12 protein-coding genes are annotated in these 22479 nt (G+C 52.4%); 11 read left to right on the top strand and 1 reads right to left on the bottom strand.

From position 1 onward, the window contains the following. Positions 1–13: 13 nt before the first annotated feature. The 7 genes from B1728_RS26780 (at position 14) to B1728_RS26750 (ending at position 13729) form a co-directional block, all read left to right on the top strand. On the top strand, positions 14–3403 hold the full coding sequence (locus B1728_RS26780; RefSeq protein ID WP_079913487.1) for a tubulin-like doman-containing protein: 3390 nt from the start codon (positions 14–16) through the stop codon (positions 3401–3403). 51 nt (positions 3404–3454) lie between these two features. Continuing rightward, entirely contained in the window at positions 3455–5833 is a 2379-nt protein-coding gene (locus tag B1728_RS26775) for a hypothetical protein (RefSeq protein ID WP_079913486.1), read from the top strand. Positions 5834–5902: 69 nt separating this feature from the next. Then, a complete protein-coding gene (locus tag B1728_RS26770; protein ID WP_079913485.1) occupies positions 5903–7192 on the top strand; it encodes a vWA domain-containing protein in 1290 nt (429 codons plus the stop codon). Between the two features lie 552 nt (positions 7193–7744). Further along, on the top strand, positions 7745–8380 hold the full coding sequence (locus B1728_RS26765) for a hypothetical protein (protein WP_079913484.1): 636 nt from the start codon (positions 7745–7747) through the stop codon (positions 8378–8380). 331 nt (positions 8381–8711) lie between these two features. Then, on the top strand, positions 8712–9977 hold the full coding sequence (locus tag B1728_RS26760) for a TRAFAC clade GTPase domain-containing protein (protein WP_079913483.1): 1266 nt from the start codon (positions 8712–8714) through the stop codon (positions 9975–9977). Further along, positions 9977–12901: a GAP1-N2 domain-containing protein gene (locus tag B1728_RS26755; RefSeq protein ID WP_079913482.1), complete on the top strand. Its 2925-nt coding sequence runs from the start codon at positions 9977–9979 to the stop codon at positions 12899–12901. The genes B1728_RS26760 and B1728_RS26755 overlap by 1 nt, the downstream gene beginning before the upstream one ends. A 171-nt stretch (positions 12902–13072) precedes the next feature. Further along, positions 13073–13729 carry a YheC/YheD family protein gene (locus B1728_RS26750; protein WP_079913481.1) on the top strand — a complete coding sequence of 219 codons (657 nt, stop codon included), beginning with the start codon at positions 13073–13075 and terminating at the stop codon, positions 13727–13729. Positions 13730–13802: 73 nt separating this feature from the next. Here the strand turns inward: B1728_RS26750 and B1728_RS26745 are convergent, their stop codons facing one another. Beyond that, positions 13803–15026, bottom strand: coding sequence for an ROK family transcriptional regulator (locus tag B1728_RS26745; protein ID WP_079913480.1), 1224 nt, complete (start codon positions 15024–15026; stop codon positions 13803–13805). Positions 15027–15378: 352 nt separating this feature from the next. Here B1728_RS26745 and hepB point away from each other — a divergent pair, with 352 nt between their 5' ends. Genes hepB through B1728_RS26725 form a run of 4 tightly spaced genes read left to right on the top strand, consistent with a single transcriptional unit; the run spans position 15379 to position 22407 of the window. Beyond that, complete coding sequence (gene hepB, locus B1728_RS26740) at positions 15379–17667, top strand: heparin/heparin-sulfate lyase HepB (RefSeq protein ID WP_079913479.1); 2289 nt, start codon at positions 15379–15381, stop codon at positions 17665–17667. Continuing rightward, positions 17657–19114, top strand: a complete 1458-nt coding sequence (locus tag B1728_RS26735; protein WP_079913478.1) for a sulfatase family protein — start codon at positions 17657–17659, stop codon at positions 19112–19114. Before hepB ends, B1728_RS26735 begins: the two co-directional genes overlap by 11 nt. A 60-nt stretch (positions 19115–19174) precedes the next feature. Beyond that, positions 19175–20311, top strand: coding sequence for a glycoside hydrolase family 88 protein (locus tag B1728_RS26730; protein ID WP_079913477.1), 1137 nt, complete (start codon positions 19175–19177; stop codon positions 20309–20311). Positions 20312–20367: 56 nt separating this feature from the next. Beyond that, on the top strand, positions 20368–22407 hold the full coding sequence (locus tag B1728_RS26725; protein ID WP_079913476.1) for a heparinase II/III domain-containing protein: 2040 nt from the start codon (positions 20368–20370) through the stop codon (positions 22405–22407). Positions 22408–22479: the final 72 nt, after the last annotated feature.

Genomic DNA, 22479 nt, shown 5'->3' with positions numbered 1-22479 from the left:
GGGAGGACATACCATGAAAGCAGTAGTCAGAGAGCATATACAACAGCTGGATGTATCGCTTGGCGGAGGGATTATCAGCGATAAAATCCGCGTAGATACGATAGACAATCCGATGCTGATCATCGGTCTTGGCGGCACGGGAATCGATGCGCTGCTCCGTTTGAAATACCAGATCAACCGCCGCTTCAAGCTGCCGGAGGACCCTTTTACGAAGAAGAAGAAGGAGAAGCCGAACAACGTCGAGTTTCTTGCCCTGGAGACTAACGAGCATGACCGCAACAAGAAATATAAGGGAATCGGGCTTGATCCGCTGACGGAATTCGTGCTGCTCTCCAATGCCGAAATCGGCAGCGTCCTGCAAAACCGCAGCGTACTGGAGGACTACATAAAGGAATGGCTTTCTCCTGAGCTGACCATCACCGATGGGATCAACGGAGCGTCAGGTGTCAGACAAGCCGGCCGCCTCCTGTTGTTTACCAAAATCGTTCAAGTCGTTCAAACGATCGAACGGAAGATCAAGACACTGTCGGTCGGCACGAACAAGAAGCTGATGGTGTTTCTGCTGACAGGTTTATCGGGAGGCACGGGTAGCGGATGCTTCCTGGACATCGCCTATATCGTACGCGGTATTATTGAGCGGGATTTCGGCTCTGCCGGAGTCGATAAGGTGAACCTGCTCGGCTATCTGTTCACACCGGACGTGAATCTGGCGAACAAGAGCTTGACTGAGCATTCCCGCGAATATATCAAGAAGAACGGCTATGCGGCTTTGAAAGAGCTCGATTACTGGATGAACGTGGATGAGCGCAATGAGCGCTTCAAGCAGCAGTACGCCAGCATTTTGAACGTCAATTCGCCTATGCCTCCGTTCAATCTGGCGCATTTGATCTCCGCGACCAATCTCGAGGGCAAGCTGCTGGAAAATGCGTACGATTACTGTATGAATGTGACGGCGGAAAATATTACGAACTTTATGGCGAGCGAGGACAAAAGCTCCGGCGAAGAATTCGCGATCCACGATTATATCAGCAACATTCGCACGAACATCAACCAGATGCCGAAGGCGTATGCCGCTAACTATCAGTACAACATTTTGGGCGCATCCTCTGCGGTGCTGCCGATTGAAGAAATGACGACTTACTTGGCTTACAAAGTATTTCAGCGCATGGAAAAAATGTTCGAAGCGGGCCCATCCCAGGAAGACGTGGAGAAGCTGGCTCACAAGCTGGGCATCGACCCGGATTCGATTCATCGGGAATTCGGCCAAAGGGTGCCGGAGCCGATTCCTGGCTACCAGAACAGCGAGCGCCTCAGCTACCATAATGTGATCAAGCAGCAGACGGTCAACCTCGATACCGAGCTGGAGCAAAATTTCCTGTCCCGGGCGCGTGAGGAATACATCAAATGCCGTAAGCAGCTGCCGGGCGAGAAGAAGGAGCTGTTCACCGAGCAGGTGACCAAAATCTTCAGAAATCCGGAGCAGGGACCGTTTTACGTGTCGCGTATCATTTTGCAGGATAAAGGCTTCTGTCTGCTCAAGCTGATCTCCTCCTATATCGAATCGTTGAAGGAGAGCATCTATCGCATTCCGCGCGATATCGAATCCGCTGAAGAGAGCTCGGAGCAGAAGATGACCGAAGCGCGCAGCGCCTTCATTTCCAAGGACAAGAAGAAGGATGCGTTTATCGAGGCTAAAATTCAGGAGTATTTGCTGCACGCCGACCGCGAGCGCATGGAACAAATGGTGGAGTTTTACGAGGATCTGTACCATTTGATTAATCAGGAAAATTCCCGCATTTATCAGGTATTCACGGAGCTGTTAAACGAGCTGAATAAAATTTTCGAGAAAAACGGCGATATCCTGACGAACGGACAAGAAGAGGTAGACCATAAAGGAAACCGGACGTACTACTGGAACGTGGTCAGCGTGCCGGACATCGCCAAGCTGATCAACCAGGTGACCGACGAGAAGAACGTAAATGACTTGATCCGCGACTTTACGAACGAGCTGCTGGTGAAGTCCAATCAATGGATCAAGGAGCAGGAAGTGGATGTCGTCAGCTCGATCTCGGAATTTTTGACGGACCATTTCGGGGATCTGATCACCAAGTCGATGGAAGAGTATTTGATCATCAAATACGGCAACGACGATTCCATCGAGAAGCTTGTGGAGCAGAAAATCTCAAGCCGCTTGTACGAGGAGGCGAAGCCGGTTTTCCATCTGAGCAACAGCTCGGGTCATTTCAACTTCCCTTCTTGGGGCTTCGTTTCGGTACCGGTTAAAGCGCCGAATATTTTCAAGGGCATCCGGAATTTCCAGGATCACGCCATCGCCAACTCTCGCTTCACGATCAAAGAGAGCGAAGTAAAGAACCGGATTTTCTGGCTGAACACCCAGAACGGGATTCCGCTGTTCCTGTATACGCCGCTTAAAGTGTATGAGACCAGCTACGAGAATACGATTCTGGAGCCGGAAGGCATCGGACGCCACCTTGTACAGACCGATAAGGTGAACTGGACTTATCTGCCGTCGCCAATCCCTGAGAAATCCTGGGGAGATACGTATGATAACAAGCGGGTAAAAAAATATAACGCGGAAGTGCGCGACCTGTTCGATCAGATGGTGGCTTACCGCTGCATCAGGGAAAAAGGTGAGGACAGCGGCACGATCAACCGGTACGAGTGCGTGTTCACGAAGCCATTTGATGTAGAGCGTCACCTGGAGTCGTACCAGCTTCAGCTTAACTCGCAAAAGCCGAACTTAGGAGAACTGCAGCGCTGCGTAGCCGATTTGAAACGGATGCTGGAGCAGGGGCTTCCGGTTGAGAGCACCAAGGATATTTTCGGCAGCGTGAACGAGGAGCTGGCCAAGGACAATTTGATCCGTTCTCCGGAGCTGCTGAAGCGAGTGAAGGAAGAATGGCGCAAAATGAATTCGATCACCCTCAAAATCGAGGAGCTCGAAAAGTTGCTCGACGCTCATAAGGATGAGGAGAAATTAATGCAGCTGTTTATCGATGCGTCCTATACGCTCACCATTCGCAAAAAAGGCGCCTTGTACGTCTATGACCATGACGCAGAGGAAGATCCTTGGGAGCCGTTCGTCAACCTGATGCAAAGCAACAAATTCGTAGAATACGAAATCTATTCCAAGATTCGCGGCCTGGATGAGAAGAAACGGAGCCTGCTGCAGCGCAAAGCAGCCAAACGGAGCCAGCAGCTGACGGCTTCGGCGGATATCAGCGAGTTGCTCGCAACGCTTCAGCAAATGGCTGAAGCCTATGCGGAGGCCAAGTCGGCCCTGGACTATGACCGCGTGGAATGGGAAAACGGTGAAGACATGTACCAGTTCTATAAGCTGGTATCCGGTAAAGTAAGCGATATGGTGAGAAGCCTGAAATAATGAGCTTTCGCCCGCTTTGTACAGAGCTGTGAAAGGAGGGAGCAGAGGACTATGCGCGACGCATTGCTAGCATTTGCAAATGAATATGACGCGGAGATGGACAGCCTGGGGAGCAACGACGATGAGCTGCGCAGCATCAACCATCCTCTCGTCTTCCTGTTTCTTGGCGACAAGACGGAGGAGGCGCTTCAGCAGATCCGCAAGCTGAACGGGAACCAGTGGAACAACAGTGACGGGGTTGTCTATCTGCATGTAGGGACGAAGCCGGTGGAGACGGATGATAATCTGTACTCCTGGACGCTGCCTGCCCTGTCAGAAGACAAGAAGACGGTGCGCACGAATACGCACAGGCAGTTTTATCTCGAGGAAGCCAAGCTGCTGGAGCTGAATGTGCTGCTTCGCCGGATGAACAGCCGGATTGCCCAATTCGGCCGGATGTATTCCAGCCTGCAGCGTTTGAATATTGCTGTCATTACTCAGCTGGATGACCCTTGCAACGTGCTGCTGCCGGAGCTGACCGTCCTGGCGAGGACGATATTCGGGGAACAGTTCCGCTCCGTGATGACGGACCTTTATGGGTTATTGGAGGAGAAGCAGGTCGGGGAGACCTATGCTTTCTCCTCTTCGCTTGGGGTCAGCTTTTTACGGGAAGTGGACAGATACCAGGACAGAGCTTACAGCTTCCAGGGGATGCTCCAGGTGACGGGGGAAGGCATCCGCATGCCGGTTCAGCACGGTCCCGCCCCGCTGTTTGATATGGTATACCTGCTGAGCACGAAGGACGAGAGGGGCCTGTTCGCGGACAGCGGAATGCGGGGGAGCTGCGAGATCGTTTGCAGCCTCAATCTGCTGAAGAACCGGATGGCGCCGGAGCAGACGGACCCGCAGCATGGTATTTATAACCATCAGCAGTTCAGGCAAAATATGATGCCGCCGGATGGAGATAACCGGTTTTACGTTTCGGCGGGTCTATCCAAGGTGAAGCGGCCGAATCAGCCGATTGCTTTGACCGTTCTGTACCATTGGTACCGGGTTGTTTTGGAGCGGCAGCGGGAGCAGGGCCAGGTCGATCGCAAAGAACTGATTGAACTGTTGGAGCTGGACGATCAGCAGTCAGACCAGACGATCCGCACTCTGATGGAAGAACCGGCCAAGGCGGTAGAGGGGATGTACGGGCTGCTCTATCATTCCATTTCCCCGGGACAATGGAGATCGATGACCTACCGGGAAGCGGAGACCGCCTTGTTCGGCAGCAATGCCCGGGTCTTTTTTGACACGAATGTAGCCCGGCGGGTCGAAGCGGCGCTTCTTCAACGGGACTATGGGCGTCAATTGGAGCGGCGGTTTCAGGAGCGCGTTATTGAGAACCCGCGGTACGGGGTCCTTGGCGGCTATGCGTGGACTTCGGAGGCTGCGGAAGAGAACACGGTCATGCCCGAGCTCAGGAGGCAGCTGAAGGAAACGGACGCGCTGCTGGAGCAGTGCGCAATGGACCTGGAGCTCCGGTATGAGGAGCAGGTAGATCCGCATTCGGGCGAGCGGGTATCGCTGTGGAGCCGTCTCACCAATCAGGTTCCGTTGAAGCAGGTTGTGAAAACCGTTCTGGACGATATTTATGGAATGAAGCTGGATATGCTTTATTACCAGGCGAAACGAAGTTTACTGGAGCAATACATCCAGAAGCTGGAAGAGCTCCATGTTCGGATGAAGCAGTATGTTGAGCAGCTCCAACAGATAGAGAAGCAGCTTCGTGATGCAAGCCGCAGCAGTATTTCCTTTACGAGCGACTATTTGGGGCGCAATATTAACGAGTATTACGAGTATGTCGTGAACCAGGTTACCAAGGAGCTGGAGGAGCGCCGCGGACCTCATTTTTATTGGGAGGAACGGTGTCTCGGGAATGTTTCGAAGCTGCTGATGCAAGGAGAGGAGCAGCTGCTTCGGAAGCTGATGGAATCGGTGAGGCACCATGTATTCATTCATCCGCTGTTCCATCAATCGTTTGAAGACGAGCTGCTGCAAAGAGCCAACGTGGTGACCAGCTACGATAACCGTGCCGTATTGTCCAAGGAAGAGCTGTTCCGTGATCTGTATGCGACCTTGGAAAGTGAGGCGGCTGTGCGGGCGGACGTCTATCGATCCACGCATCGTCATCGGTATGAAGAAAAATATTTGTTCGGCGACTTTCAGAGCGAATTTATTCAATACGCGTTTGCCGTCGATCGCGGCAGCCGTACTTACAAGCTGGGCTGCGTTCATGAGAAGAAAGCGAGCGGCATCGAGAAGCTGAATATGATGGGCGGCTTCCGGCTGGACGACTTCATGTACTACAGGAACGGCAAGCTCTATTACGATACCTATGTGGAGAACGGCTTCCAATTTCATAGAATGGAAGAAGCGGATGGAAAGCCGGAAGCATCGAGCTTATAGGTGGGATTCCTGACACACACACAATAATGGATTCCGATAGACTTTAAGCCGTAGAAAGAGGGGGACAAGGTGAAACAGCGAAAATGGAACGCGCTGATGACATTGATGAGTCTCATTGGCGGGCTGCTGGGCTTTTTCATCGGAGAAATCATATTAAATCAATGGGAAGGCCGGATGCATGAGACGCTGCTGATAGGCCTGTACTTCGGACAGTTCGCCCTTATTGTCGGGCTGTTCTGTTTGATCGCTGAGATCATTTCGCCCCGTTTGAACGGGAATAACTGGCGCCTGCGCTATGCCGGGGACGGCTGGAAGCTGCTTGTTCCGGGCACTCTGGTTATGCTGTTTGCCGCGGGGGCGTTGTTCCAGTTCCTTTACGGTTTTTCGATAGAGAAAAAGGATACGCCCAAGGATTATGTTCTTCTACTGGATATGTCCGAAAGCATGAAGGAAACGGACCCGAACAAGCAGAGCATTCAGGCCGCACAGTCGTTTATCCAGCGGATGGACCGCAGCGAACGGGCTGCGCTGTTTACCTTCAATGAGGGGGCCAAGCTAAATTTTCCGCTGACCAAAATAACGGATGCGGGAATCAAGAATCAGTTGTCCTCCAAGCTGGCGGAGGTTGATGAGCCTTCCGGGCAGACGGATATCGGGAATGCGTTGAATACCGTCATGGATTATTTGCATAAAGAAGGTGATCCGAAGCGCAGAGTTGCGGTGATTCTGATCTCGGACGGATACAATCAAGTGAATTATTCCAAGGTATTGGCGCCTTACATAGAGGAGCGTATTCAGGTTCATACGGTCGGCATTCTTCCTAATGATGACAGAGGCAATGAGGTGCTTAGAAGGATTTCCAACGATACGGGAGGAACCTTCCAAAATGTGCAGCGGGCGGATCGTGTATCATTGGCTTTCAATCAAATCTATGATTCGGTTCAGCACCGGCACCTGCTTAACGAACGCGTCGGCGCTTCTTCAGCCGATACGTATTACGCAATACTGCGCGTAGTTTTAATCACGCTGCTGGGCACATTGTTGGGGCTTTCGCTAGGCATCGTCTTCGATAATCGCTATTTGGCCAAAAGCTTCATGATTGGAGGCACGGTGGCCGGACTGCTTGCAGGCTTGATCCTGGAAAATGGTCTGCCTGGAGCCGATTATCCTTCGATCTACCGGGCTTTGGCGGATGCAGTGCTTGCGCTGGTTCTTTCGCTGTCCACGATGATCGTAGCCATCCGCCAGGATGAGGACCGAAGCAGCGGATTTCGCGGCGGACGCAGAGGACTAGCCGTGAAGGAACAGAGCCGTTTCGGCGACCGAAACGAGAGCAGAGTCGGCAAGCGATTTAGATAGTTAGATGAAGAGGGTTTTAGAAGGTAGTTCAGAACCTTAATGATTTAGATGATGGCTGTGGGCAGAGGTGGGGTATCCCCTGGAGGAGCGATAGCGTCCGCCTTTGTTGTCAGGAAATCACCGCTATAAAGGATATAAATAAAATTTCCTGACAACAACAGCGGCCGGAGGGGGATACCCCGCCGGAGTATCATGCACATCTGAATCTTTACGGATTTTTCCAATGGGCTGAGCTTACGAAGCAAGTTTTCTCCGAAAACTCAAAGCTGATGCTTACGAAGTCAGTTTTCTCCGAAAACTCTTAGCTGATGCTTACGAAGTCAGTTTTCTCCGAAAACTCTTAGCTGATGCTTACGAAGTCAGTTTTCTCCGAAAACTCTTAGCTGATGCTTACGAAGTCAGTTTTCTCCGAAAACTCTTAGCTGATGCTTACGAAGTCAGTTTTCTCCGAAAACTCTTAGCTGATGCTTACGAAGTCAGTTTTCTCCGAAAACTCTTAGCTGATGCTTACGAAGCAAGTTTTCTCCGAAAACTCTTAGGAGGATGATACATTTGCAATGGGACGAACCCGGCGAACCTTACCGAATTACGAAGGCCATGTGCCAGCTGCAGGATGGAGATTGCCTGTTAACCTGGCAGTGGCCTAAGGATGTCGATTACGTATATATTTACAGCTTTCCCGACGGGGCCGAGGAAGCGCCGGAGGTTCTTACGCCGAAGCAGCTGAAGCTGTTCACCCGTGAGGAGTATAAGGCGAAAGCCGGGTACCGGGAACGGGTCGATTATATCGGTCTTCGGGGATACCGTATCTTTCCGTGCCTCCGGAGCGACGGCAGCCTAACGCTGCTCAGGCAAACGGACGATGCCAATGTCGCACGCATGAACGGGGGAAGAGCCAAAATTCGCTGCTCGGTCAAATACGGCAGCAAACTATTTAGCAAGTATAAAAGCGCGCGGATCGAGCTGTTTTGTGAAATTGCCGTGCCTCAGGAAGCGCTCTGCTACGTGAAAAAAGAAGGGGCCGTTCCGGCTCACAAAGAGGACGGCATCGCGTATCCTTTCATGGATGACTTTCCTGTGGGGCGCACGGCTCTGCCTCAGGTTGAAATCGGCAAGAACGATTATATCAAAGTCTTTTTCACAGATAGCAAGCGATACAGCGAGCAATATGCTTTGATGTACGAGTAGAGGTTTCTTTTCTTTTAATCATTTGGTTAAAAAGGGTGTAGCTCTTAAAATTCGGTGAATAAGAGCGGAGCGGGTGAGATCGTTCTGGAGAAGCGAAGCGTTCGCCTTTGTCCACGGATTTTACACGCTACAATGATAAATTCCAAAAAATCCGGGGACAAGAGCGATCGGAAGAATGATCCACTCGCGCAGCGGACCCTATTCACCTGTTTTTACTCAGCCAGTTTTCTCCGAAAACTCAAGCAAATGCTTACGTAGCCAGTTTTCTCCGAAAACTCAAAGCGAATGCTTACGAAGTAAGTTTTCTTCGAAAACTCTAAGGAGGGATAACATGCTAGAAAACTTAAAAAATTGGTTTGGCAAAAAGGCGCCTGTCAAAGAAAAGCCGCCCTATTACAGTATCGTATGTCCTTACTGCTTCAGCAAATTCGACCCGGAGGAAGTCGTGTTCCGGGCTACTCATATAAAAGATCACGATGACGATTTTATGCTCCAGGAGGACCGCAGGCTGAACGATTGGCGGCGCAAATTCCATCTGTCCGAAGTCGACATGGAGGCGGTGATCGAGCCGCACACCATTCCCGAAGAGAACAAAACCTACTCGCAGAACGTGCTCATAGCTGTTACGGACCGCTACGGGGAGACGACCAAGCGCCGGCTTTGTCCGAGCTGCCATAACGAGCTGCCGATTTCAGCGGGGAAAGTGCCGAGCAACATTATCTCCATTGTCGGTGCTTCCCAGGTGGGCAAATCCGTCTACATGACGTCGCTGATCCACACCCTGCAGAACACGACCGCATCCAATTTTAACGCGGCCTGCATGCCGCTTAGTGCGGAAATCAGCCGCAAGTTTCGGCAAAATTACCATGAGCCGATTTTTGAACGCGGAAGCATGCTGCAGTCGACAAACCCGAACGAGCAGCAGGAGCCGTTTATCTTTCAATTCGTCTTCAAGGACCCTGAGCAGGCGCCGTTGACGCTCGTCTTTTTCGATGTAGCGGGCGAGGGCATGGTTGAGCGTGAGTACCTGGATATTTACGCATCCCATATCAAAAATTCCTCCGGTATTCTATTCCTCGTCGACCCGCTGCAAATTCGCAGCATCCGCGACCGGATTCACATTAACCTGGGCACGGAGGAGGGCGAGTTTGCCAACCGTTACGATGAGCCGCGGGAAGTGGTTATCAGCCTGTTTGAAAATTTCATCGCACATCAGCAGAACAGCAAGACGGACATCCCGACGGCGATCGTGCTGACCAAAAGCGATATGCTGCAGTACTTGAAGGAGGAAGACAGCGAATACATCCAGCCTAACAGCAATGTGTTCCGCAATGTGGTTCATAAAGGCTTCTTGAACCAGACCGAATTCGAGAACATCAACGGTGAAATCAGCCGTTTTATCGAGAAGGTAGACAGGCCCTTTAAAGATGCCATAGATGTGTATTTCACGAACACCGCTTACTTTGCGGTTTCGGCCCTTGGCGCCAACCCGGTCAACAAGCAGATAACGGGCGTCATTAACCCGACACGAGTCGACGAGCCGTTTATTTGGCTGCTCCACAAGCTGGACTATGTAGCTAGAAAAGAGGCGCAGTAATGGCTCAGAGAAAAATACAGCAGCAGTATTTTACCCGAGACCGGGAGGGAATCTTTCGCACCAGCGAAGGGTTTGATACCGTTGCGAAGTCACCGTCGCTCGACAACACTTTTATTAAGGCCATTTTACATCCTTATTGCGTTTACAAGGCACCGCAAGAGCTGCTGGCGCGGAATGAAGCGGACAGCAGTGCTTATCCGGAATCGCTGCTTGTTTTTCAAACCGATAACGGCGATATGGTCATCGGCCGCAGCGTGTACGTAGGGACGGATTTCACAGGCCAGCGAAGCGCATCGTTTACGCATCAGTATGTGGTGCCGAAGGAGCTGAAGGAGCCTTTCTTAAGGGACCCCAACCGGCTGTTTCGTATCAGCAGCTTCCAGAGCAGCTACGATATCCGCAACGGGAAGACGATTCCCGAGGTGGATGAGATCGAGTACGACCGGCATTATGACGAAGCGGCGCAGGAGCGGCTGCTAACCGAGCTGGGTATAGACTCCAAGCGGTTCCAGCAGCTGCTGCATGCGGTCATTTCATCCGTCACGAACAAAAGGAAGGTATATGTTGCGCTGGATACGGAAGTATCACAGAGTGCGGATAAGGCCAGACGGCTGCTGGAAATCATCTATCGCTGCATCCCGTATGCCTTTCGCCGCCAGCTGGGCTTCATGACCTTTAACAGCGAGCCGGAAAGCAAGCAGAACCTTCATGTCATTTTTGTTGAAAAGGGCAGTCTGCGGCTCCCGGACCGGCGAATCGAAAAGGATTATGTGTTCGATTTTCCTAACCAGAAATTCATCAATACGGACATCCCCGACAGCGAGCAGCCTTTACTGGATTTTGTATGGCATTTCCGTCATGAAACGGAGCCGCTTCAAGGCCTGTTTGATTTTTGCGAGGAAGCGCTGCAGGACATGGGGCTGAATATCCCCTTGGCTGTGTCGACCTATTCGCAGCTGCTGACGCTGTATGAGATCGAGCAGGGCGACGAGACGCTGTATGAGCGCAACCGGTCAGGGACGATGAGCTCCATTCTGAGCTTTTTGCGCAAGGAGAGCGGCGGCGGCAAGCCGCGGTTAAGGGAGCTATTCATTGGCTTGCTTCGCAAGGACGCTTCCAACAGCGAAATATTACCGGATTCGGCTTATATTCAGAGTCTGCTGGACTATTACGTGCTGGCGTCGGAAGGGGAACAAGCGCTGCTTGTCCAATGCTTCATCATTTTCTTGAATCGTTCGACCTCACGCTCCGAAGAGGGAACGACTGGTGCCGCACGGCTGTTTGAGCCGATGCTGTCTCATCCCTCGAACGTGTTTGGAATTCTGATGAAGGAGCTGCAGAAGCAGTCCTCCGCCGCGGCGGAGCAATATGTGACCTACCGGATGGAGCAAGTTGGAACGGCAGATAGTCTGAAGGCTGAGATCGATTTTTGGCTGGAGCAGGCGGGGGGAGTCGTCCAGGCGCGCTTCTTTGTCCAGGGGGCGAAGAAAAAAGTCAAGCAGCTGCTGCAAAAGGCCGGAGCCAAACGGATTGAAATCACCGCGGGGCTGTATGGTTATTTTCAGCAATTGCTTAAGAGTAGCAAGGACAAGCAGGTGGAGTCTTTAGGCGATTCTATGCTGCTGGACTTACAGTTGGAGCTGCTTGAGACGATTCAATTCGACAGCTTGACGTATGATGATGTAACCCGCCTCGACTTCATGGTGGACCCTATCGATGCCGAAGTGTTTCAGCAGATGGAAAAAAGCAAGAGGCAGACCGTCATCGTCCTTGCTCTACTATATCGGATGCTGATGCTGAAGCCGGAGGAGGAAGCCGAAGCGCTTGAGGCGCTGCAGGAGCTGGGATCTTCCGATCTGGAGCGGGTACAGGGTTCGTTACAACGGTTGTTGGCCAATCGGATCGATTCCAGCCGCTTCAGCGCGATAACGTTCGCATTTTATGTTCCCGAAGCGGAACGAAGCTTCCAATTCTCAGCCGGGTACGATTATGACGGGATGCTCGAATATATCGCGACTCATATGAGCGACTCGGAAACGATGTACGACTTTTTGCTCCGTTCGGCGAAGGATCGTAAGTTTCTGGATGAGAAGGATATGATTCAGCCAACCTACAAAGCGGCGGTCATCCGTTATTTTGACGTTCATGACGCCCGCGCTTTCAGGGACAAAGCGGTTCGGGAAAAGCTGCTAGCGGTTTCCAATGCGTCCTACCTTGAAGTATTTCAAGCCATCAAACTGAAGCAAGCGGGGAAATGGACTCGTTTTTTCGTTCGAAATAAGCGGAAGCTGATTCGGTCCAGTTTTATTGCAGTTCCTGTTATAGCTATTCTTCTCTATGTATTATGGACTCCGATGCTGAACTGGATAGCCAGCTTCGGGCCGCCTCCGGAGGTTGTGGTTGAGGCGCTGCCGGAAACGTCCACGACCATGAATTTGCCGATCAAGGCTAGTGTGGCGGGAGATCAATCAAAAGCAGCTACAGTTAAAATGTATTTGAACGGTCAATACGTGTCTAACGGTACCCTCGATACGACGATAACCCTTCATGACGGCGAGAATAGTATTGAACTGAAAGCTGTCAATCGCGGGGGGACAGAGTCGGAGGTCATTCGGAAAAAGGTGATGTACGCCATGCCTTCTCCGACGCTAACGTACAATCCGATTCCCGAGACCTCCAAGACGGCTTCCGTCATGATCTCGGCTACGGCCAAAGATACGAATGATGCGAGTCCGACCATTTATATTAACGGGCAGGCCGTGGGCCAAGGCTCCGTATCCTGGTCGATGAATTTGACGCCTGGAGAAAATATCGTAGAGCTTAAGGCGGGCAATAAATTCGGTAAAATGAGCGATACCATCAAAAAGACGATCAAATATACGCCATCCGCTTCAGCTACCGCAGCGGGCACGGGGAAGAAATAGTTTCGTGAAAGCCGTTCTTTTGGGATACTCCCAAGGGACGGCTTTTACTCTTTGCCGGCTGCTGTTCCCTCCTCAAACGTCATGGACGGACAAAGGTACAGGAGTTGTCTGGCTTGGATGCATATGGTACTGGTAGAGGGATAATTGCCAGTAACAAGGGGGGATTCGGCCGTGTCCAGATTGGTTCCGAACAAATGGCTGAAGACGAATGTACTGCTTAGACATCGCGAGATTGTGAAGCACATTCCGGAAACGAGGGTGTATTCCAGGGCGGTGCTGGTACGTATGCTGAACCAGTACGGACGGGTGGTTATGAAGCCTTGCATTGGCTTCGGTGGACATGGACTCATTCTCATATCCAAGCTGAGGTCGGGCTATACGGTTCATCACCGTGAAAAAATCTTGAGCAGGATGAGCTTCGGGACGATGCTGGCCCTTGTTGAACGCCTGCGCCGAAAAAGAGCCTACTTGGTGCAGCGCGGCCTAGTATTAGCGAGTATTTCCGGCCGCCCCGTAGATTACCGGGTGAAGCTGCTTCGGCGGCACGGAAAATGGTTTACTAAAGCGATTGTCGGCCGATTGGCTAAGCCTGGATTGTTCGTGACAAACATTCACAGCGGCGGAACGGTGTTAAGGGCAAATGACGCTCTTCGCCGCTCGCTATCCATTTCTCCCCATGCCAAAAAGCAGGAGATGAACAGGCTCTCCTACCTGGGGATGGAGGCGCTGACTAGAGCGTTTCCGGGGATTGATAAGCTCGGGTTCGATTATGGGCTCGATAGACAGGGGAATATTTGGATGCTCGAGGTCAATACTCAGCCGCGTTAATTAGAGGGGGTACTCAATCGTGAGCACCCCCTTTAGTCTTCCCTATGAAGCCCGGCCGCTGCCGGGAATAGTTTTACTTCACCATGCTGGACTGCGGAGAAAAATGGGCAAACGACATATGCCGGTCCAGCGCCATATTGGCAGCTCCCAGCGCGCCGCCGATTTCCTTGAACTCGCCGATATGGACGACTGTAGAGGCGGATAGCTGCCCCATGGCGCGCTGTCTCATCACCTTCACGGCCGTTTGCACATAGGACGGGCAATCCTTAGGTATAGAGCCTCCTAGAATAATAGCCTCCGGATTCAGCAGATTGACCAGATTGGCCATCGTAATGCCCAGATAGGTGGCGGCATTATGAACGACTTGCGAAGCCAGCTCGTCTCCTTGCTCGGCGGCATGGCAAATATCCTCGGCCTTGAGCATCTGCAGATCAAAGCCCGGCTGCATATGAAGCGATGAAGGGGTCCCCATCCGCAGCAGCTTGCGCGCTTCCAGCTCCATGGCTGGAGCGGCGGACATCATTTGCAGGCAACCGTTGTTGCCGCAAGGGCATAGCGGGCCGTCGACATCGACCGTCGTATGGCCGATTTCACCGGCGCCCCCCAAGGCTCCGTGAATGAGCTCCCGGTGGACATAGATGCCGGCCCCGATGCCGGAATCGATTCCGATATAAATCATGTGCTGGTAGTCTTTCCCCGCACCGTAGCGGCATTCGGACAAGCCGCGGGCCCGGCTGCGGTTCAGCACAACCGTCGGCCAGCCCAGCGCTTTTTCCAGCATCGAACCGAGCTCCACCTGCTGCCATCCCATGACGGCCGAGCTGCGCAGCAGACCGTTATGCGTATCGACAAGGCCAGGGACGCCGACGCCCAGCAAAGGGATTGGACTTTTGTCTATTTGCTTAATAAAGTCAGGGATTTCACAGACCAAGGCCTGCACGGCAGCCTCCGGAGTCAGCGGGCTGAACGAGATCTGCTTCTTCTCGATGGTGTTGCCCAGCAGGTCGAAGGCGCCCAGCGTCCATGTCTGATGGTTCAGGTCGGCACCTAGTATCATATGGGAATAGGGGACGAGCTCCAGATTCGTGGCCGGTCTTCCCCCGGTAGATTGGCGCAGTACGGTTTCATGCACGAGTCCCAGCTCAATCAGCTCGTTGATGGTGACAGAGATCGTCGCACGGCTCAGATCGGTCATTTGAGTCAGCTCGATTCGGGACATCGGGCCGTGCACTCTCAGCATCTGAAGGATCGCGGTTTTGCTTCCTTTTTGATCCCAAATTTTGCGAATGTTATCCATAGCTTTCCCTCGCCATTCATTTTCGGTCTCCAATATTGATAATGTAACCATATCAAAATTATCGCGAGTTAGCAATGGAGCTTGAGGGGATAAAATTTAATTTTTTACATAAATATTGAAAACCCCGCTCTAAAAGCAGAGGTTTTTATATTATTTTATCTAATCTAAGTTTAGTTATTGACATAAGTTTGGCGCGGACGTATGATCAGGAGGAGAAGTAAAGCAGCCGTCGGGATATCTACATAGTTTATTATTGATAACGTTTACAATTAGCGGCGCAAAGCGGCTATAGTGTTGCCAGGAATTGAAACGATTAAACCCTAAGCAGAATAGCGATAGGAGGTCAGCTGCCATGTTTGCCAAACCTGAATTAACACCGCCGCCGGAGCATCCGCGGTTATTTTTGCGCAAGGAGCATCTGCCGGAGCTGAGGGAGAAGATGACGAGGCCGGAGCTGAAGCAGGAGTGGGAACGGCTCGTCCAGTACAGCAGGTTCAGTATAGAGGAGGCGAACTCCGAGCATTGCCCCGGGGACGTGTACGTTATCGAAGCCAATGCGCTTCTGTATCTGCTGCAGGGTGATCGGGAAGCCGGTCTCAAAGCCAAGCAGTTAGCGCTCAGCAGCATTACGAAGAGCTTCAACCCCAACTTTCAGGACATTTCCAGAGAAATTGGGCGGCTTATGCTGGCCGGGGCGATCGTGTACGATTGGTGCTACGATCTTGTGACGGATGAAGAAAGAACCTTTTTTATCGGGCATTTCAAACGGCTGGCAGGATTGCTGGAGTGCGGCTATCCGCCGGTTAAGGAGGGCGCGTTCGTAGGACACAGCTGCGAGTGGATGATTCAGCGCGATATGCTGGGTACGGGCATCGCCATTTATGACGAGGAGCCGGAAATGTATGATTTAGCCGCAGGCAGGGTTCTTCATCAGATGGTTCCGGCTCGCAATTTCTTTTATCCTTCGGGCTGGCATCATCAAGGCGACGGCTATGGCGGCGTACGGTTCCAGGGGGAACTCTTCCCTACATGGATGTTCGACCGGATGGGCTTTGGTAATGTATACGACGCCTCGCAGCGTGAGGTCGGATACCAGTGGATTTATACACGCCGGCCAGACGGTAAGCTGCTTCGCGACGGGGATACGACTCCGGTTATGCAGAAGCAGACGAAGTATACGAGGCTCCATTTCATTTATTGGATTTTGGGCGGTTACTACAAGGACCCTTACTTCATAGCCCAGAAGCAGATGGACGAAGGAAGGCTGCAGGATAAGGATGTTTTATTCGCTTTCCTGTTCGCCGATCCGAATGTGGAAGCCAAGCCGTTTGACGAACTGCCTCTCACCCGTTATTTCGGGGCACCGACCGGCGTAATGGTAGCGCGTACAGGCTGGGAGACGGGAATGGACTCGAACGTCGTGGTCGCCGAGATGAAGGTGGGCATGTACCAATACAACAACCATCAGCATTTGGATGCGGGTGCGTTCCAAATTTACTACAAGGGCAATCTGGCTATTGACTCAGGCTCCTACAAGGGTTCGTCAGGGAAGTATCATTCCCCGCATAACAAGTACTACTTCAAAAGAACGATCGCGCACAACACGATGCTGGTTTACGACCCGGATGAGCTGAAGCAGTATCCGTATGTCAAGGATGGGGGTCTGGTATGGCCCAATGTGAACGACGGCGGGCAGCGCTGGCCTAATGAGGGGCGTCCGCCTCTCACGCTGGACGATCTGCTGAATAAGGATTTCAAACGCGCAGATGTCCTTGCTCATGCAATAGGTCCTGACCCGATGAAGCCGAGCTACTCCTATCTAAAAGGAGACATAACGGCAGCCTACTCGAGCAAAATGAAGCAGTTCCAGCGTTCCTTTCTGTTCCTGAATTTTCAGGATACGGAGCATCCGGCGGCATTGATCGTGTTTGACCGCGTCGTATCGGCGAATCCGGACTTTCCAAAATATTGGCTGCTGCACAGCATTGAGGAGCCGCAGACGGCGGGCAGCCGAACCGTTATTTCCCGCAGCGAGGATGGTTATAACGGTCAGCTGATCAACGATACGCTGCTTCCTGCAGCGGAAAACCAGACCATCGAAAAGGTCGGCGGTCCGGGCAAAGAGTATTGGGTGTTCGGCACCAACTACGTAAATGATTTTCCGGGTACGAAGGAGCAGGGCGAATGGCGAATCGAGGTTAGTCCGAAGGTGCCTGCGGAAGAGGACTTATTTTTAAATGTTATGCAGGTAAAGGATATAGATGGTCCTGAAGCGTTGCCGACACAGAGACTCGATGGAGAGGCTGTGGTCGGCATCAAAATAAACGATTGGATCGCTCTTTTCTCCAGGAGCGGGCAGCGATTGCAGGAGGATGTGATCCTTCCGGATACTGCTGAAGGAACGGTCGTTGGCGGAAGCCTCCATTATTTCGCAGCTGATCTCGCAGCAGGGCAATGGAGTGTGGAACAGGAATGTGCGGGAGCAATAGGTGCGGAATGGAGAACATTGCTCACAGCGGAAGTAACAGAAGAGGCTGGAGTCTTGCATTGGCAGAGTGAGGGAGCGGCGGGCCGACTTAGGCTGATTCACTTAAATGGCTCGAACCATGGATCAACAGGGGGGTGCAAGCATGAGCGATAAACCGAATGTAGTCATTATTATGGCGGACCAGCTGCGCTGGGATGCGTTTGGAGCCCATACGCCTCATATCAACCAACTGAAAGCACAGAGCGTCGTTTTCGACCGGGCTTACTGCGCATCGCCGCTTTGCGTCCCGGCTCGCGGGGCTTTTTTCACGGGGAAATATCCCAACGTTACAGGCTCGCTCATCAATCCGTGGACGGAGCAGGAGAAGCAGCATGGGATGGTTCGGGAAGAGCATACCCATTGGTATGAGCTGCTGGAGCAGCAGTGGGACAGCTGGCATACGGGGAAGCAGCACCTCTTCACCGCCCCTAAGCTGGAGCACCGTGAGGACAGCAAGACGCATTGGCTGCAGCTGGAGCAGCGTTATGAGGCGTTCCTCAAGAAGAACGGCAAGACAAAGCCGGGAGGACCGGCATTTCAGGGGCTTGTTCCGGAGCTTGCCTACGGCAAAATTACGAGGAAGCGCAAGTATTCGACTCCAACGATAGGCAGGTATGATGAGGAACTGGATTTCTTTTATGACGGCTTCATTCTAAATGATTCTTTGGAGGCGATTCGCAATAGGGATCGCAGCAAGCCGTTTGCTTTGAATGCGATGTTCCTTGCGCCGCACCCTCCGCTGGATATACCTGATCCATGGTACTCCATGATTCAGGAGGTGAAGCTGCCGGATAACGTCGGTGTATGGGCGGATAATCAATCTCCGCTTCAGCTGTACAACTTGACGGGTGTGTTGGGCACGCCTTATACGCGTGAGGAATGGGAGCGAATCTGGAAGGTTTATCTGGGGCTGGTTGCGCTGCTCGATCATTGCGTCGGACAGCTGATCACTGAGCTGAAGCAGCAGGGGCTGTACGATAATACGCTGATTCTTTTCGCAAGTGATCATGGAGAGATGCTGGGTTCCCACAAGCTATGGCAAAAAATGTGCATGTACGAGGAATCGGTCAAAACGCCGTTATACTTTAAATTTCCGGCTGGGTTTACCCCCGCAATGGAACGCTCTGAAGAGCTCGTCAGCAGTGTCGATGTGCTGCCGACCTTATGTGATTTTCTTGGAATTGAGGAGCCTCAAGGGGTATCGGGCTTATCCCTCATGCCTCTTATTCGAGGGGAACAAGAGAAGCTGGAGCGGGAGCGGATTTTCATCCAGTTTGACGGGAACGGGGCGCGCAGCAATTTTCAACGCTGTGTGATGGAAGGTGACTACAAGTTAATCGTTGATATGTTCAAGGATGAGAGCTTCATGGAGCTGTACGATGTGAAGAACGATCCTCAGGAGATGAATAACTTGGCCTTCCAGTCCGAGGAGTACGGAAGCCGGATCGAAAGCCTGCTGGGCAGCTTGAGGCAGCATATGCGGGATACCAACGATCTGCTCGAGCTTCCGGCTGACCTATACGATTGTTTCCTGGCCGATTATTCGGAATTTAAGGCTTAAGACTTGGAATGGGCTATATAGAACGATCTGCAAAGAATCGAACCTAAAGGAGAGAATACGATGTCAGCGGTTACATACGATTTGTGGGTGGAGGAAGCATGGAATAAGGTTGTCGCCAAGGTGGAGCAAACGAGCAAGACGATCGGAGCCGGGTTCCCCCACGTATCCAAAGAAGGGAAATATGACTGTACGGACCCGCAGGGCTGGACCTCCGGCTTCTGGCCGGGACTGCTGTGGCTTCTATACCGCGATACGAACAATGAAGCGCTTAGGCAGCTGGCTGAGCAATGCGAGAGCAAGATGGATGTATGCATCGATGAGTACACACGGTTGCATCATGATGTAGGCTTCATGTGGAGCTTAACCTCAGTTGCTAACTATAAACTAACCGGCAACGAAGCTTCTAAGCTGCGGGCGTTGAAGGTGGCGGCATGGCTGGCCGGGAGGTTCAACCTTAAGGGAAGCTTCATTCGTGCCTGGAATCAAAGCAACTGGGAGAGCGCTAACGGAAACACCGGCTGGGCCATCATTGATTGTATGATGAACTTAAGCCTGCTTTTCTGGGCTTCAGAACAAATCGGGGACCCAAGATTCAAGCATATTGCCGAGGCTCATGCCCATATGGTGATGCGCGAATTTATCCGTGCCGACGGCTCGGTGTATCACATTGTGGAGTTTGATCCGGAGACAGGAGAGCGTATCGGGGCCTTGGGCGGCCAAGGCTTTGCTCCTGAATCGGCGTGGGCAAGAGGAACAACCTGGGCCTTGTACGGTCTGGCTCTTTGCTACCGTTATACCGGGAACGATGCTTATTTGCAAGCTAGTAAAAAGGTAGCCCATTTCTTCCTCGCAAATCTTCCGGAAGATCTGGTGCCATACTGGGATTTCCGCCTGACTACACAGGAAGGCGCTCCAAGAGATTCCTCGGCGGCAGCGATTGCCGCAAGCGGTTTGCTGCTGCTGGCAGAATCACTTCCGGCTGAAGAAGGACGTCTATATGAGACATCCGCGAAGCGGATTCTCAAATCGTTAGTAGACCACTATGCAATCTGGGATACAAGCGATGAAGCGATTTTGCCTCACGGCACAGGGCATTGGCCTGCGAACAAAAATATCGACGTCGGCCTGATCTATGGCGACTACTATTTCGTCGAGGCATTAGCGAAGCTGCGCGGACAGACGAAGCTGTTCTGGTAAAAAAAACGCGCGCTGTCTGTCATGGACAGCGTCAAGCTGGCACTGGAGGAAACGGGATGCCATTTCTCAAAATGACTCGAGCTGTGGTCGTTATGCTCCTGGCGATAGGCATAACCATAATGCCGGCTTGCTCCGGAGATACGGCCGCTCCGTCTTCGAGCGAGAAGTCCGAGGGGACTGCGCAGGCAGAGCCGACACCTTCCCCGCAGGTGTTTGCGCCATACACCGGCGGGCCGCCGACGGCGGAACGGATCATCGCCGACCTGCAAAAAAACAATCCGAAGCAGCGTCACCCAAGGCTGTTCGCGACAGCCGACACGTTTGCGAAGCTGAAGGACACGGTCAAGACCGATCCGCAGCTGCGCAAATGGTACGGTGATTTGCAGCGGGCGACCGACAAAACGTTGGCGAAGCCGGTCGGAGCGTACGAAACACCGGATGGACGGCGCATGCTGTCCGCCCGAGATGCAAGACCGATCATCGAGCAGAATGCGATGATGTACCGGCTCAGCGGGGATGAAAAGTACGCGAAGCGAGCCGTGCAGGAAATGATGGCGATGGTTGCGTTCCCGGATTGGAACGATAAGAAGGAATTTCTTAATACGGCTGAGATCACAGCAGGCATGGGGATCGGCTACGATTGGCTGTACGACTATCTCATGCAGGAGCAGCGGGATTCCATCCGTAAGGCCATGGTGGAGAAGGGGCTGCAAAAAGCGCTTGACGCCCACAACAAACAGGTTTGGTGGAGCGTCAGGACCGATCCGGTGAACAACTGGAGCGCCGTCTGCAACGGCGGCATCATCGTGGGAGCTCTCGCTATCGGAGACGAGGAGCAAGAGAAGGCGCTTGCCGGAGAGATTATTCTCCGCTCATTGCAATCTGTACAAAACATTATTTTAAGCCATTGGGAGCCGGACGGCGGCTGGAGCGAAGGTCCAGGCTACTGGCGGTACATGATGGAATATACGGTCAGCTATATGGCAGCGATGCAGTCTTCGCTTGGCACAACCTATGGGCACGCGCAGACACCGGCTCTGCATAAGACGGCTTACTTCCCGGTGTATGTGACCGGACCACAGGGAACATTCAACTTTGCGGATAGCGACAGCGGCAAGATGAAAATTCCGGAGCTGTTTTGGCTGGCCAAGGCAACGAACGATCCTATGCTTGCCGGACAGCGGCTTACTATGATGGAGGATGCCAAGCAGGCTGGCGGGGTATATGATCTGCTCTGGTATGATCCATCGTTTCACGATGCGAAAATGACTCTTCCGACCGACCAATATTACCGCGATGCGGAGCTGGTCATTATGCGGAGCAAATGGAATGATCCGGCAGCGTCATATGTCGGCTTCAAAGCGGGCACGGCTATCGCAAGCCACTCGCACTCCGATATCGGCGAATTCGTCTTTCACGCGAACGGCGAGCAGTGGGCTATCGATCCCGGCAAGGAGGATTATAACTTAAAGGGCTACTTTGAGTATGACAAGGAGCGGTATACCTATTACCGGCTGAAGCCGGAGGGACACAATACGATCCTGCTGAACCCAGACCAGCGGTTTCAGCAGGATCAGGCTTCCATGAACCGAATAACCCGATACGAGTCGAAGCCTCAGGGGGCTTTAGCGATAGCGGATATGCAGCCTGCCTATACGAGAAATGCCGACGCTGCGAAGCGAGGCATTCGGTTTGTCGACCGCAAAGGGCTCATTGTTCAAGATGAGCTTCAAGCCAAGAAGCCCTCGACGTTCTGGTGGTTTATGAACACGAAGGCGTCCATTCAGGTGGCCGAGGACGGCAAATCGGCATTGCTAAGCCAGAACGGCAAAAGGCTGTGGGTGACGATGACCTTTCCGAAGGATGCGTCACCTCCGTCACAAGCGAAATTTCAGATTATGGATGCCAAGCCGCTTCCAGAGTCGTTGAATCCGAAAGGGCAGACACCTAATAATGGCATTCGCAAGCTGGCTATTAAGCTTGATGGGGTTCAGGATGTGCGAATGGCTGTAGAGCTCGTTCCGCTCGCAGCAGGAGAGGCAGTGCCTTCGGCAGGTCATGATTATGTACCGCTCTCCGAGTGGAAGCTGCCTTAATGATAGAAGCTTCGATATAACGGACCGATTGCGTTGGATTCATCTTTACACACTTCTCATACGTGAATAGGG

Source organism: Paenibacillus sp. 32352 (assembly GCF_002042965.1).
Lineage (GTDB): Bacteria > Bacillota > Bacilli > Paenibacillales > NBRC-103111 > Paenibacillus_S > Paenibacillus_S vulneris.
The sequence above is the reverse complement of the archived record's forward strand: the minus strand, read 5'-3'. Positions and strand labels throughout refer to the sequence as shown.

Bases quoted from the DNA above. Each gene is read 5' to 3' on its own strand.
- B1728_RS26780 (WP_079913487.1), top strand. From the start codon at position 14: ATGAAAGCAGTAGTCAGAGAGCATATACAACAGCTGGATGTATCGCTT.
- B1728_RS26775 (WP_079913486.1), top strand. From the start codon at position 3,455: ATGCGCGACGCATTGCTAGCATTTGCAAATGAATATGACGCGGAGATG.
- B1728_RS26760 (WP_079913483.1), top strand. From the start codon at position 8,712: ATGCTAGAAAACTTAAAAAATTGGTTTGGCAAAAAGGCGCCTGTCAAA.
- B1728_RS26755 (WP_079913482.1), top strand. From the start codon at position 9,977: ATGGCTCAGAGAAAAATACAGCAGCAGTATTTTACCCGAGACCGGGAG.
- B1728_RS26745 (WP_079913480.1), bottom strand. From the start codon at position 15,026: ATGGATAACATTCGCAAAATTTGGGATCAAAAAGGAAGCAAAACCGCG.
- hepB (WP_079913479.1), top strand. From the start codon at position 15,379: ATGTTTGCCAAACCTGAATTAACACCGCCGCCGGAGCATCCGCGGTTA.
- B1728_RS26735 (WP_079913478.1), top strand. From the start codon at position 17,657: ATGAGCGATAAACCGAATGTAGTCATTATTATGGCGGACCAGCTGCGC.
- B1728_RS26730 (WP_079913477.1), top strand. From the start codon at position 19,175: ATGTCAGCGGTTACATACGATTTGTGGGTGGAGGAAGCATGGAATAAG.
- B1728_RS26725 (WP_079913476.1), top strand. From the start codon at position 20,368: ATGCCATTTCTCAAAATGACTCGAGCTGTGGTCGTTATGCTCCTGGCG.